We start from the raw sequence: 12,516 nt of genomic DNA on the forward strand, positions 1-12,516 counted from the left end.
GATTGACCCGGCGGCCGCCACACAAGGGGCGCCGGGCGGTACTACACGGAGTGCCTCTGCTGATGCTTGCTCAGACGTCCTGACAGACTATCTTGTCTCGCCCGGTATTCTTTGCCTGATACAACTGGCGATCTGCCTCGCTCAGCGCCTCGTCCATGGAGAGCCGCCCGACATTGATGACGCCGAAACTGGCGCGTACAAAGAGCGATATCTCCCGGGACAGCGGTTGCTGGCGCATTTGCAGACGAAGCCCTTCCAGCCGCTTGAGCAGCACGGGAACGGGGCAGTGGGGCACCATCAGGGCAAATTCTTCACCACCGAATCGGGCTATCATGGCATCCGGGAAGAACTGGGTGAGCAGCCTGGCCAGGTGACAGAGCAGCTGATCGCCGATGGCGTGCCCCCAGTGATCATTGACCTGCTTGAAGTGATCCACATCGAGCACGCACAGGGAGAGCTGCGCCTGATGGCGCTGATGCTCCTCGAACCACTTTTGACCCTCGTTGAACCAGTAGCGTCTGTTGTAAAGCCCGGTCAGGTAGTCTCGGTTGGCCGATTCCTGGATGTTGTTGAACTGCTCAAGGGCCTCCAGGTTGTGGCTGACCCGGCACTGCAGCTCCTCGGGTTCAAAGGGCTGATTGAGAAAATCATTCGCCCCTTGCTTGAGGTAGCGTGCCGAGAGGCCGTGCTTGTCCGATACCGAGATGCCGATGATGGCGAGCTGCTGCTTGCTGTAGCGCTCGCGCAGCATTCGCACCAGGCTGATGCCATCGATCTCCGGCATGTAGTAGTCCACCAGCATCAGGCGAATGGCGGGGTGCTGCTCGAGCTGCGCCAGCGCATCGCGGGCAGAATTGGCCTCGTGCACCTGCAACAACTGCTTGCGCAACTGGGCCGCGGTACGGTGACGGGAGGTGCGTGAATCGTCGACCACCAAGACTTCGATGGCTTGGTTGAGGTAGAGGCGGTGCACCATACCGACGGCATATTGCAGGGAGTGACGTGAATCCTTCATCACGTAGTCCAGCACCCCGGCCTCCAGCCAGGCTTCCCGCTTCTCTTCGCTGATGTCGGCCGTCAGGATCACCACCGGCAGCCCACGCTCCCTCAGTACGTTGACAGCCTCTCCGCCGGGGGCGTCCGGCAGGGTGAGATCCACCAGGGCGACCACATAATCTTCCCCATGGCAATCGCGAGCCCCTTCAAGGGTATCGAACGCGTCGATTTCCAGCCCGGTCTGCTGCGCAATGGCCTGGGTCAGCATGCGGCGTACCGTCAGGCTGTCTTCCACTATCATTATTTTTCGTTTCATCCTGCTCCTTGCAATAAAAAAGGGCATGCCAACTGGCATGCCCTTTATATCCTTCCGATTATTGTGCGTCCAGATATCGCTCAGCATCGAGGGCGGCCATGCAGCCGGTCCCTGCGGAGGTGATCGCCTGGCGGTAGACGTGGTCGGCCACGTCGCCGGCGGCGAACACGCCCGGGATGCTGGTCTGGGTTGCGAACCCTTCCAGTCCGCCACGCACTTTCAGATAGCCGTTTTCCATCGCCAGCTGCCCTTCGAAGATCTGGGTGTTGGGCTGGTGACCGATGGCGATGAAGACCCCCATCAGCGGCAGCTCGGAGGTGGTGTCATCCCGGGTGCTGCGCAGGCGCACGCCGGTGACGCCCATGTCGTCACCCAGTACTTCGTCCAGGGTCTGATGGGTGTGCAGGACGATATTGCCGCTCTCGACCTTGTCGTTGAGGCGCTTGATCAGGATCTTCTCGGCTCGGAACTCGTCGCGGCGATGGATGAGGTGCACCTTTTTGGCGATGTTGGCCAGATAGAGTGCCTCTTCCACGGCGGTGTTGCCGCCGCCGACCACTGCAACTTCCTGATTGCGGTAGAAGAAGCCGTCACAGGTGGCGCAGGCGGAGACGCCGCGGCCCTTGAAAGCCTCTTCGGAGGGCAGACCCAGATATTTGGCGGAGGCACCGGTGGCGAGGATCAGCGCATCGCAGGTGTATTCACCGTTGTCCCCCTTGAGGCGGAAGGGACGCTCGGTCAGCGTCACTTCATTGATGTGATCAAAGAGGATGCGGGTATCGAACTTCTCTGCATGCTCTTTCATGCGCTCCATCAGGGCCGGGCCGGTCAGCCCTTCCGCGTCCCCTGGCCAGTTTTCCACTTCGGTGGTGGTGGTCAGCTGACCACCTTGCTGCATGCCGGTGATGAGCAGGGGATTGAGGTTGGCGCGAGCGGCATAGACGGCCGCAGTGTAACCTGCCGGGCCGGATCCCAGGATCAGCAGTTTGCTGTGAGTGACTTGGCTCATGATGTGATTTCCGAGACGTGATGAGTTTGCGCGATTGTAGGTAATTCGTGATCCGTGGTCAAAGGCCAGCGCATCGATTGGGGCAATCGCCAACAAGAGGGGTGAGCCGGGGATGGCAGGCATAAAAAAACCGCCCATCGCGGGCGGATTTTCACTCATCTACCTCCCTTTGCAGGGACGCGATCAGTTCAGCAGGGTCAGGGGATCCGTGTAAGCCAGGTTGTGGGCCACGGCAACCTCCTTGCAGGTGATTTTGCCCGCCATCACGTTCAGGCCGCGCAATAGGTGGGGATCGGCGAGCAGTGCGTTGCGATAGCCCTGTTCGGCCAGCTTGATGATGAAGGGGAGGGTGGCGTTGTTCAGGGCCACGGTAGAGGTCCGCGCCACGGCACCCGGCATGTTGGCCACGCAGTAGTGCACCACCTCGTCGACGATGAAGGTGGGATCTTCATGGGTGGTGGCATGGGAGGTCTCGACACAGCCGCCCTGGTCGATGGCCACGTCCACGATGGCTGCACCGGGTTTCATGCGAGCAATGTGGTCACGGCTGACAAGTTTTGGCGCAGTGGCGCCAGGCACCAGCACGCCGCCGATGACCAGGTCCGCCGCCAGCAGATGGCGCTCCAGGGTCTCGCGGTTGGAGTAGACCACCTTGGCAGCCCCTTGGAACTCGCTGTCGAGACGGCGCAGGGTATCGACGTTGTTGTCGAGGATGGTGACGTCGGCACGCAGGCCGACGGCCATGCGGGCTGCGTTGGAGCCCACCACACCACCACCGATGATCACCACCTTGGCCGGTTCCACACCGGGCACACCGCCGAGCAGCACGCCGCTGCCGCCACGGGATTTCTCCAGTGCCTGGGCACCGGCCTGAATAGACATGCGTCCGGCCACTTCCGACATGGGGGCCAGCAGGGGCAGACCGCCACGACCGTCCGTGACGGTTTCATAGGCGATGCAGACGGCACCACTGTCGATGAGATCCTGGGTCTGGGCCAGGTCCGGCGCCAGATGCAGATAGGTAAAGAGGGTCTGGCCGGGACGCAGCATGGCCCGTTCCACTGCCTGGGGTTCCTTGACCTTGACGATCATCTCCGCCTTGGCGAAAACTTCGGCAGCGGAGGCCAGGATCTCGGCTCCGGCAGCCAGATAATCTGCGTCACTGAACCCAATGCCATTTCCTGCGCCGCTTTGGACGAAAACAGTATGGTTTCGTGCTGTCAGTTCACGTACACTGGCCGGAACCATGCCTACGCGATATTCATGGTTTTTTATTTCCTTAGGTACACCGATAATCATGCTATCCCTCGTCTATCGATTGGTGGTTTATGTTGCCTAGATGTTAAGCGACATTTGCGCCTAGTATATTCAGGTATTGACAGGATTTGTGGCCATTATTATAAAATGACTGGTGATTCTTACCAAAAAATAGCCAAAGGATGGAATTAAATGATGGAAGCTAAGAGTCGGCTAAAGGATTTGGACAGGATTGACCGCAACATTCTGAATGAACTGCAAAAGGATGGCAGGATTTCGAACGTTGAGTTGTCCAAACGAGTTGGCCTGAGTCCCACACCGTGTCTGGAACGGGTTCGTCGCCTGGAGCGACAAGGGTATATCGAAGGATATGCCGCCATTCTGAACCCTCATTATCTGGACGCGTCTCTGCTGGTGTTCGTGGAAATTACCCTCAATCGTGGCGCCCCCGATGTGTTCGAGCAGTTCAACAAGGCTGTTCAGGTGCTCGAAGAGATCCAGGAGTGCCATCTGGTGTCCGGTGATTTCGACTATCTGCTCAAGACCCGCGTCAGCGACATGTCCGCTTACCGCCGCCTGCTGGGTGAAACCCTGCTGCGTCTGCCGGGCGTCAACGACACCCGCACCTACGTGGTGATGGAAGAGGTCAAACAGAGCAGTCGTCTGGTGATCAGCACCCGATAAGCGGGGTTGTGCTGTGACTTGCAAGTTCCATGACGAGTCACGATAGTCAGAAACGAGCGGCCGGTCCGCTCGTTTCTTCTTATAGAGAGTTTCAGGCCCGCCCTCAGGCACTGGCTGACAATCGGTGGGCTTTTCAGGGATACTAGGCCCCCTATCCCCGCATTCATGTTTTCACAAAGGAGCCGGAGTTTGGCCGATAAAAAGCTGTTTACTCCTTTATCAGGTACACAACGGATCTTCGAGGCCGTCTTGATCGCCATCACCCTGATGGCTGCCTATCTTTTGCTTGCCCTGCTGACCTACCATCCCGCCGATCCCGGCTGGTCGCAAACCTCCTGGCAAGGGGAGGTGAAAAACCTCGCGGGCAGCGCCGGTGCCTGGCTCGCCGACATCACCATGTTTACCTTCGGGGCCTTCTCCTATCTGGTGCCCCCCCTGGTGGTGCTGCTTGGCTGGAGCCTGTTCTGGCGCCCGAGCAAGCTGCTGGAAGTGGATTACCTCACCCTGTCGGTACGGATCATCGGCTTCGTGCTGACGGTGCTTGGCATGTCCGCCATCGCCAGCATGAACTTCAACGACTTGCAGAACTTTTCCGCTGGCGGCCTGGTGGGGGATGTGATCGCCTCCGCCGTGGTGCCGCTGTTTGGCGGCGTGGGGGCCAACCTGATGCTGCTCTGCTTCGTGGCGACCGGCATCACCCTCTTTACCGGCTGGTCCTGGCTCACCATTGTCGAGCGCATCGGTGCCGCCTGCACCGGCTCAGTCAGCGCCATCTACCATTTCCCCACCACCCTGGGCCGCTGGCTCACCGGTGGCTGGCGCCAGCCCCGCTATGAGGGGCCGGATCCCCTGCTGGAAGGGGGCGTGGGCAGCTTCGATCAGGAAGAGGATGACGAAGACCCCCACAGCAGCTGGACACGCAACCCCAAGGCGAAGAATCGCGCTCAAAAGACAAAAGCTGACGAATGGCTGCCGGAGCTTGACGAAGACACCTTCCAGTTTGATCCGCAGTTTGACGACGAAGAGGACGAGGCTCCGGCACCTGCCGCCAAGGGCAAGCGTGTGGCCAATGGCCGTCCGCGTCCCGCCGTGCGCCAGGAAGAAGATGACCTCGACTTGCCCTGGGCGGAGGGGGATGACGAACCCGATGCTCCCGTTGCCGCTGCGCCGGTAAAAGCCAAGCGCCGTCCCCAGCCCGGTCTGGCCCCTTTGCCGAGTATCGATCTGCTGGACAGACCGCCCGCCAAGACCCAGATGATGAGCAAGGACGAGCTGGAGCGCATGGGCCGGCTGGTGGAGGCGAAGCTCGCCGATTACAACGTGCAGGCCAAGGTGGTGGGCGTCTATCCCGGTCCCGTCATTACCCGCTTCGAGCTGGACCTGGCGCCGGGCATGAAGGCGAGCAAGATCACCAATCTTTCCCGGGATCTCGCCCGTTCTCTGTCGGCCAGCAGCGTGCGGGTGGTGGAAGTGATCCCGGGCAAGACGTTCGTCGGGATCGAGCTGCCCAACCGGGTACGCCAGACCGTCTACCTGCGGGAAACCCTCGACTGCGAGGCGTTCGCGGCCAGCCGCAATCCGCTCACCATGGGGCTGGGTCAGGATATCGCGGGGGAACCCGTGGTGGTGAACCTCGCCAAGATGCCCCACCTGCTGGTGGCCGGTACCACGGGCTCGGGCAAGTCGGTGGGGGTGAACACCATGATCATCTCCATGCTCTACAAATCCTCCCCCGAGGATCTGCGCTTCATCATGATCGACCCCAAGATGCTGGAGCTCTCGGTCTATGAAGGCATTCCGCATCTGCTGACCGAGGTGGTCACCGACATGAAGGATGCCGCCAACGCCCTGCGCTGGTGCGTAGGCGAGATGGAGCGTCGTTACAAGCTGATGTCCGCGGTCGGGGTGCGCAACCTCAAGGGGTACAACGACAAGGTGCTGGCCGCCATCGAGGCGGGGGATCCCCTGGTCGACCCCCTGTGGCGTCCGGGTGACTCCATGGATCAGATGCCGCCGGAGCTGGAAAAACTGCCCCACATCGTGGTGGTGGTAGACGAGTTCGCCGACATGATGATGATCGTCGGCAAGAAGGTGGAGGAGCTTATCGCCCGTATCGCCCAGAAGGCACGGGCGGCCGGTATTCACCTTATCCTCGCGACCCAGCGTCCGTCAGTGGATGTCATTACCGGCCTCATCAAGGCCAACATCCCGACCCGTATCTCCTTCCAGGTGTCGAGCAAGATCGATTCGCGCACCATCCTGGACCAGGGGGGCGCCGAATCCCTGCTCGGCATGGGTGACATGCTCTACATGCCTGCCGGCACCTCCAACCCCACCCGTGTCCACGGTGCCTTCGTCGATGACCACGAGGTACACAAGGTGGTGGCGGACTGGAAACTGCGTGGCGAGCCGGATTACATCGACGAGATCCTCTCCGGCGAGTCGGACGGCGAGGGCGGCGGTGGCGACTTCGGCGGGGGCGGCGATGAAGAGCTCGATCCCCTGTTCGACGAGGCGGTGGCCTTCGTGGTGGAATCCCGCCGTGGCTCCACCTCCAGCGTCCAGCGCAAGTTCAAGATCGGTTACAACCGGGCGGCCCGTCTCATCGAGCAGATGGAAAACCAGGGCATCGTCAGCGCCCCGGGCGGCAACGGCCAGCGCGACGTGCTGGCACCGCCGCCGGTTCGTGACTAAGCCTAACTCCTGTATCATTCTGGCCATGCCCTCTGCGGGCGTGGCCTTTTATCGAGAACCTCCCTATGAAGAGCCTGATGAAAAAACAACTGTTGATGGGTTCCATTCTGCTGGTCGCCAGCAGCCAGGTATGGGCCGATGCGGCCAGTGATCTCAAGGAGAAGCTCTCCTCCGTCAATCTCTTCTCCGCGACATTTGCCCAGACCGTTTATGACAGCAAGGGCAAGGAGCTGCAAAAGGCGAGCGGCTCCCTGCTGGTGCAGCGACCCAACCGCTTCAACTGGCACACTACCTCCCCGGACGAGAGCCTGATCGTGGCCGATGGCAAGGATGTGTGGGTGTACGACCCCTTCGTCGAGCAGGTCACCGCCCTCAAGATGAAGGATGCGGTGCTCAACACCCCCTTCGTGCTCATCGCGGGCAACGACAACAGCCTCTGGAAGAACTATGACGTGACCCAGGAAGGGGATGTCTATACCGTCACCAGCCGCAACAAGGACGAGCTGATCGCCTCCTTTCGCATCACCTTCGACCGTCAGAACAACATCAGTCGCTTCGACGTGAAAGAGGCCCAGGGCCAGTGGAGCGAGTTCACCCTGAGCAGCTTCAACCGCAAACCGGTGCTCAAGGGCAACGAGTTCGTGTTCAAGATCCCGAAGGGGGTCGAGCTGGACGACCAGCGCTGATGAGCCAGCCGTTACCGGCGTTATCGTCTGACCGGGCGTCATGGACGACCGGTCAGCTGCAAGGTCAATGCAGATGAGCAATTTATCCCTGGATTTCTCCTCGGACTTTCGTCCGCTGGCGGCCCGGATGAGGCCGCAAACCCTCGAGCAGTACATCGGCCAGCAGCATATCCTGGGGCCGGACAAGCCCCTGCGAAAAGCGATCCTGGCGGGGCACTGCCACTCCATGATCCTCTGGGGCCCCCCCGGCACCGGCAAGACCACGCTGGCAGAACTGGTTGCCCACTACTGCCAGGCGGAGGTGGAGCGGCTCTCGGCGGTCACCTCCGGCATCAAGGAGATCCGCGCCGCCCTCGACAAGGCGAAGGAGAACGGCTGGCGCGGGGTGCGCACCATCCTGTTCGTGGATGAAGTCCACCGCTTCAACAAGAGCCAGCAGGATGTCTTCCTGCCCCACATCGAAGACGGCACCATCACCTTCATCGGCGCCACCACCGAGAACCCCTCGTTTGAGCTCAACAATGCGCTGCTCTCCCGGGCCCGGGTCTATCTGCTCAAACGGCTGGAGGAGCAGGACATCCTCGCCATGATCGATCAGGCGATGCAGGACCCGCGCGGCCTCAATGACCCTAGCCTGCGCTTTGCCCCCAGGGCGGGATCGCACTTTGTTAATGAAATTTGAACAGGCAGATCGTCTGTGATCTAATCGCGTCTCCATGCAGGAGGCACGCGCTATGACGTTGATTGAACACCTTACCCTTGTCGAAGAAACTCGCTCTGAGATCAATCGTAAACATAACCTGGTTGATGTCATGTTCCTTGTCATCAGTGCCATCATGAGTGGTGCCGAGGGCTGGAATGACATCGAAACCTATGGCGATTCAAAGATCGATTGGCTCCGTCAGCATCGCCCCTTTGCCAACGGCATCCCGCGGCGTCACACGGTTGCCCGCATTCTGCGCTGCATTGTCATCGATACCTTGCTTGAAGCGTTGCTGTGCTGGGTCAATGAACAGCGCACTCATCAGGGCAAACCCATCATTGCCTTTGATGGCAAGGTGTTACGCGGCTCCTTTCGGGGAAATGCCAAGGATGCGCTTCAGTTGGTCACGGCTTACGATACCGAAAATGGGCTGGTGTTAAGCCAGAAAGCAACCCCTAACAAGAAGGGGGAAATCGAAACCGTCAAAGATATGCTGGACATTCTTGAGCTAAAAGGAGCCGTTGTCACACTCGATGCGTTGCATTGTCAGCGTGAGACACTGGAGAAAATCAGCGAGAAGAAGGCTCATGTAGTGGTACAGGTCAAGAATAATCAACCGAAGCTGTATCAAGCGGTTCAATCGCAATTCCAGTCACTGTTTGACGCCCAGAAAGAGAAGATTGTCGTCGAGCACAAAGAGAGTGGACATGGCCGCCAGGAAGAGCGTTATGTATTTCAATTAAAAGCCAAATTACCGCCAGAGTTGACGGAGAAATGGCCGACAATCCGCAGCATCATTGCCGTTGAGCGTCACCGCAGCGCCAACGGAAAAGGAACGGTAGATACCTCTTACTATGTCAGCTCGTTATCCCCCAAGCACAAGCTGCTAGGGCACTATATACGGCAGCACTGGCGGATAGAGAACAGCCAGCATTACATTCTTGATGTGGTGTTCAACGAGGATGCTTCCAGGATAGCGATGGAGGATGCGGTCGAGAATATGGCGCTATTCCGGCGGTTCGTATTGAATATCGTAAAACAGAGCAATTGTGGTGCTCGAAGTCAGAGAAACAAGCTAAAAAGAGCCGGCTGGAATGACGACTATCGGGCTCAGTTATTCTTTGGTTAAAATATCAACAAAGTGTGCTCCCGCCCTGGCTTTGCCCCCGGGGCCAAGGAGGCGCTGGCGAAAGCCGTGGACGGGGACGGGCGCAAGTCTCTGAACTATCTGGAGCTCCTTGCCGACATGGCCGAGGCCGACAGCTCAGGGGCGCGGGTGATCGACAGTACCCTGCTCGCCGCCGTGGTGGGGGAGCACGTGGCCCGTTTCGACAAGGGCGGCGATCACTTCTACGACCTCATCTCGGCGGTGCACAAGTCCATTCGCGGCTCGGCGCCGGATGCGGCCCTCTACTGGTATGCCCGCATGGTGAGCGCCGGCTGCGATCCCCTCTACATCGCCCGCCGCTTGCTGGCCATTGCCTCGGAAGATGTGGGCAACGCCGATCCCCGTGCCATGCAGGTGGCGCTCTCGGCCTGGGACTGCTTCCATCGCATCGGTCCGGCGGAAGGGGAGCGGGCCATCGCCCAGGCCATCGTCTACCTCGCCTGCGCTCCCAAGAGCAATGCGGTCTACACCGCCTGGAAGGCGGCGCTTCACGACGCCAAGAACCTGCCGGACTTCGAGGTGCCGCCGCACCTTCGCAATGCCCCTACCAAGCTCATGAGCGAGCTGGGCTACGGCGCCGAGTATCGCTACGCCCACGACGAGCCGGGGGCCTATGCCGCCGGCGAGCAGTATTTCCCCCCGGAGCTTGCCGGCAAGCAGTACTATCAGCCCACCGAGCGGGGGCTTGAGAAGCAGATAGCCCAGAAGCTCGACTATCTGCATGAGCTGGACAAGCAGAGCCCGCGCAAGCGATAGGAAAGACCTTCAGGTTCCTTGCCCGGAAAAGGGCACGGCCAGGGCATCAGGGGAGGGGGTTCCCGGCAAAAACGGGCGCAATAGTCCCTGTTCGGGCGGGGGGGCGGTCTGCTACACTGCCCGTCTGACCCCGGTTGTCTTGGCCTTGCACCATCTTCTTGATTTCGAAGGCCCGATTCCGAAGGCAAAGGGGTGCGCCAACCGATGTTAACTTCCGGATCTGTTTCCCAACCCGGTCACGATGACCCGGGCCCAGATCCCATTAAAAAAAGTAGGTAAACCATGCTGGATCCCAAATATCTGCGCAGCGACATCACCGAAGCTGCCGCTCGTCTGGCGACACGTGGCTACGTTCTGGACGTAGCGGCGGTCAATGTTCTGGAAGAGAAACGCAAGGATCTGCAGTCCCGCACCCAGGAGCTGCAGGCCGAGCGCAACGCCCGCTCCAAGTCCATCGGTGAGGCTGCCCGTCGTGGTGAAGATGTTGCCCCCCTCAAGGCCGAGGTGACCAAGATCAACGACGAGCTCGAGACCAGCAAGGTCGAGCTGGAGGCCCTGCTGGCCCAGCTCAAGGGGATCGCCGACGCCATCCCCAACCTGCCGAGCGAGACCACCCCGGTGGGCCGTGACGAGAACGACAACGTGGAGGTCCGCCGCTGGGGTACCCCGCGTGAGTTCGATTTCCCGGTGCGCGATCACATCGATCTGGGTGAGGCGGCCAAGGGGGTCGACTTCAAGAACGGCGTCAAGCTCTCCGGCGCCCGTTTCGTGGTGATGAAGGGCCAGATTGCCCGTCTGCACCGCGCCCTGGCCCAGTTCATGCTGGACCTGCACACCCTGCAGCACGGCTACACCGAGTGCTACGTGCCCTATCTGGTCAACCCGGACAGCCTGTACGGCACCGGCCAACTGCCCAAGTTCTCCCAGGACCTCTTCAATACCGGCATCGAAGGGGAAGGGGAAGACGAAGGCAAGGTGCGCAAGTTCTCCCTCATCCCGACCTCCGAAGTGCCGCTCACCAACATGGCCCGTGACGAGATCTTCGACGAGCAGGAGCTGCCCATCAAGATGACCGCCCACAGCCCCTGCTTCCGCTCCGAAGCGGGCTCCTACGGTCGTGATACCCGTGGCCTCATCCGTATGCACCAGTTCGACAAGGTCGAGATGGTGCAACTGGTGCACCCGGAAAAATCCTGGGATGCCCTGGAAGAGATGGTGGGTCACGCCGAGAAGGTGCTGCAACTGCTGGAGCTGCCGTATCGCGTGATGGCGCTTTCCACCGGTGACATGGGCTTCTGCGCCGCCAAGACCTACGATCTGGAAGTGTGGCTGCCGGCCCAGAACACCTATCGCGAGATCTCCTCCGTTTCCAACTGCACCGACTTCCAGGCGCGCCGCATGCAGGCTCGCGTGCGCATCGACGGCAAGCCGCAGCTCATTCACACCCTGAATGGTTCCGGTCTGGCGGTGGGTCGTACCCTGGTGGCCGTGCTCGAGAACTACCAGCAGGCAGATGGCCGCATCGCCATCCCGGCTGCGCTGCAATCCTACATGGGCGGCCTGACCCACATCGGGTAAGCGCTCGTTGCAGACGACAACGCCATGGCATGCCATGGCGTTGTGCATTCTGGGCCCGGGAAACCCGCCGCAAGGGGAAGGGATAGCTCCCTTCGGGCCTGTAACACAATTTTATCAAGCATTGCGCAATCGTTTTTGTTAGACTGCGCCGCAATTTCGCAGGACATCTTTTTCTATGGTCTGGATTGATTACGCCATCATCGGCATCGTCGGTTTCTCCGCCCTCATCAGCCTGGTGCGCGGCTTTCTCAAGGAGGCCATGTCTCTGGTCACCTGGTTCGTCGCCTTTTTCATTGCCAGCCATTTCTATCCCGATCTCGCCGTCTATTTCACCTCTTTTTCCGATGCCATGGTTCGCAACGGTCTGGCCATCGCCGCCCTGTTCGTGGCGACCCTGATCCTGGGGAGCGTGGTGAACTACGTGGTGGGCCTGCTGGTGGAAAAGACCGGGCTTTCCGGCACCGACAGGGTGCTCGGGGTCTGTTTTGGCGCCATTCGCGGGGTGCTGATCGTCAGCGCCCTGTTGTTTTTCATGGATACCTTCACCAGCCTCTCCCAGAGCGACTGGTGGGTGGCGTCCAGGCTGGTGCCGGAGTTCAAGCCGGTGATCCAGTGGTTTTTCGGGTTCATGATGAACTCGTCCAGTTTTCTTCAACAGGTACAGTGACT

9 protein-coding genes and 2 pseudogenes are annotated in these 12,516 nt (G+C 60.1%); 8 read left to right on the forward strand and 3 right to left on the reverse strand.

The features are described from left to right. Window positions 1-70: 70 nt before the first annotated feature. The 3 genes from C3F36_RS20740 to ald all read right to left on the reverse strand — a co-directional run bounded on the left by C3F36_RS20740 (window position 71) and on the right by ald (window position 3,620). The gene (locus C3F36_RS20740; protein WP_104455835.1) at window positions 71-1,312 is read right to left on the reverse strand and encodes a diguanylate cyclase; all 1,242 of its coding nucleotides are present in this window, start codon (window positions 1,310-1,312) and stop codon (window positions 71-73) included. Window positions 1,313-1,370: 58 nt separating this feature from the next. Further along, entirely contained in the window at window positions 1,371-2,321 is a 951-nt protein-coding gene (trxB, locus tag C3F36_RS20745) for a thioredoxin-disulfide reductase (protein WP_010674516.1), read from the reverse strand. 183 nt (window positions 2,322-2,504) lie between these two features. After that, window positions 2,505-3,620: an alanine dehydrogenase gene (gene ald / locus C3F36_RS20750; protein ID WP_104455836.1), complete on the reverse strand. Its 1,116-nt coding sequence runs from the start codon at window positions 3,618-3,620 to the stop codon at window positions 2,505-2,507. Window positions 3,621-3,770: 150 nt separating this feature from the next. Here ald and lrp point away from each other — a divergent pair, with 150 nt between their 5' ends. From lrp to C3F36_RS20795, 8 genes and pseudogenes are all read left to right on the forward strand, one after another. Continuing rightward, window positions 3,771-4,262: a leucine-responsive transcriptional regulator Lrp gene (lrp, locus tag C3F36_RS20755; protein WP_005300047.1), complete on the forward strand. Its 492-nt coding sequence runs from the start codon at window positions 3,771-3,773 to the stop codon at window positions 4,260-4,262. Window positions 4,263-4,451: 189 nt separating this feature from the next. Then, window positions 4,452-6,956 carry a DNA translocase FtsK gene (locus C3F36_RS20760; RefSeq protein WP_029314440.1) on the forward strand — a complete coding sequence of 835 codons (2,505 nt, stop codon included), beginning with the start codon at window positions 4,452-4,454 and terminating at the stop codon, window positions 6,954-6,956. Between the two features lie 77 nt (window positions 6,957-7,033). Continuing rightward, window positions 7,034-7,642, forward strand: a complete 609-nt coding sequence (gene lolA / locus C3F36_RS20765; RefSeq protein WP_041211573.1) for an outer membrane lipoprotein chaperone LolA — start codon at window positions 7,034-7,036, stop codon at window positions 7,640-7,642. 67 nt (window positions 7,643-7,709) lie between these two features. Beyond that, window positions 7,710-8,291 (forward strand): annotated as a pseudogene (locus C3F36_RS20770) (AAA family ATPase); the annotation flags it as partial. 85 nt (window positions 8,292-8,376) lie between these two features. Beyond that, window positions 8,377-9,474 (forward strand): ISAs1-like element ISAs1 family transposase, encoded by a 1,098-nt coding sequence (locus tag C3F36_RS20775; RefSeq protein WP_010676219.1) that lies wholly within the window; start codon window positions 8,377-8,379, stop codon window positions 9,472-9,474. A 30-nt stretch (window positions 9,475-9,504) separates the two neighbouring features. Beyond that, window positions 9,505-10,269, forward strand: a pseudogene (locus tag C3F36_RS20780) (recombination factor protein RarA); the annotation flags it as partial. 282 nt (window positions 10,270-10,551) lie between these two features. After that, window positions 10,552-11,847: a serine--tRNA ligase gene (gene serS, locus C3F36_RS20790; protein WP_039039009.1), complete on the forward strand. Its 1,296-nt coding sequence runs from the start codon at window positions 10,552-10,554 to the stop codon at window positions 11,845-11,847. A gap of 175 nt (window positions 11,848-12,022) precedes the next feature. Further along, window positions 12,023-12,514 (forward strand): CvpA family protein, encoded by a 492-nt coding sequence (locus tag C3F36_RS20795; protein ID WP_010674522.1) that lies wholly within the window; start codon window positions 12,023-12,025, stop codon window positions 12,512-12,514. The last annotated feature ends 2 nt before the right edge of the window (window positions 12,515-12,516 follow it).

Source organism: Aeromonas sp. ASNIH2 (assembly GCF_002934795.1).
In the GTDB taxonomy this organism is placed as follows: Bacteria; Pseudomonadota; Gammaproteobacteria; order Enterobacterales; family Aeromonadaceae; genus Aeromonas; species Aeromonas caviae.